Origin of the sequence: Streptomyces mutabilis (assembly GCF_014649815.1) — a bacterium.
Taxonomy (GTDB): Bacteria; Actinomycetota; Actinomycetes; order Streptomycetales; family Streptomycetaceae; genus Streptomyces; species Streptomyces mutabilis.
Window position 1 is genome coordinate 1 of record NZ_BMTT01000124.1, and the last position, 857, is coordinate 857.

At 70.2% G+C, this 857-nt stretch carries 1 protein-coding gene; it reads left to right on the top strand.

What is annotated here, in order from left to right:
* On the top strand, positions 1 to 695 hold a 695-nt coding region (ddaH, locus tag IE142_RS34940), incomplete at its 5' end, for a dimethylargininase (RefSeq protein WP_191889424.1).
* Between the last annotated feature and the right edge of the window lie 162 nt (positions 696 to 857).

Sequence of the window (857 nt, forward strand, 5' to 3'; positions counted from 1 at the left end):
TCGATCACGGCCTCGCCGTCGAGCAGTGGGAGGCGTACGTCGAGGCGCTGCGCGCGCACGGCTGGGAGACGCTGGAGGTGGACCCGGCCGACGACTGCCCGGACTCGGTCTTCGTCGAGGACACCGTCGTCATGTACCGGAACGTCGCCCTGATCACGCGACCCGGCGCCGAGTCGCGGCGCGCGGAGACCGCGGGTGTCGAGGAGGCGGTGGCGCGGCTGGGCTGCTCGGTCAACTGGATCTGGGAGCCGGGCACCCTGGACGGCGGTGACGTCCTGAAGATCGATGACACGATCTACGTCGGGCGCGGCGGGCGCACCGACGCGGCCGGCGTCCAGCAGCTCCGGGCGGCGTTCGAACCGCTGGGCGCCCGGGTGGTCGCCGTACCGGTCAGCAAGGTGCTGCACCTGAAGTCGGCGGTCACCGCACTGCCGGACGGGACGGTGATCGGGCACATCCCGAAGACGGACGTGCCGTCGCTGTTCCCCCGGTTCCTCCCCGTACCGGAGGAGTCAGGGGCGCACGTGGTGCTGCTCGGCGGCGGGAAGCTGCTGATGGCGGCGAGCGCGCCGAAGACCGCGGACCTGCTCGCCGACCTCGGCCACGAGCCGGTGGTCGTGGACATCAGTGAGTTCGAGAAGCTCGAGGGTTGTGTGACGTGCCTCTCGGTCCGACTGCGGGAGCTGTACGCCTGAGGGGCGCCCAGATCACCCGTTCGGCCCCGGGACCTGCGGGCCCCGGGGCTTTCGCGTGTCCGCCGGGACGGTGCTGATCAGGGGCCTTTACGGTGTGTTTAACCTACGCTCTCGTAACCTACGGTTTCGTAGCCTACGATTCCGTAGGTTCCATCCGCCGGC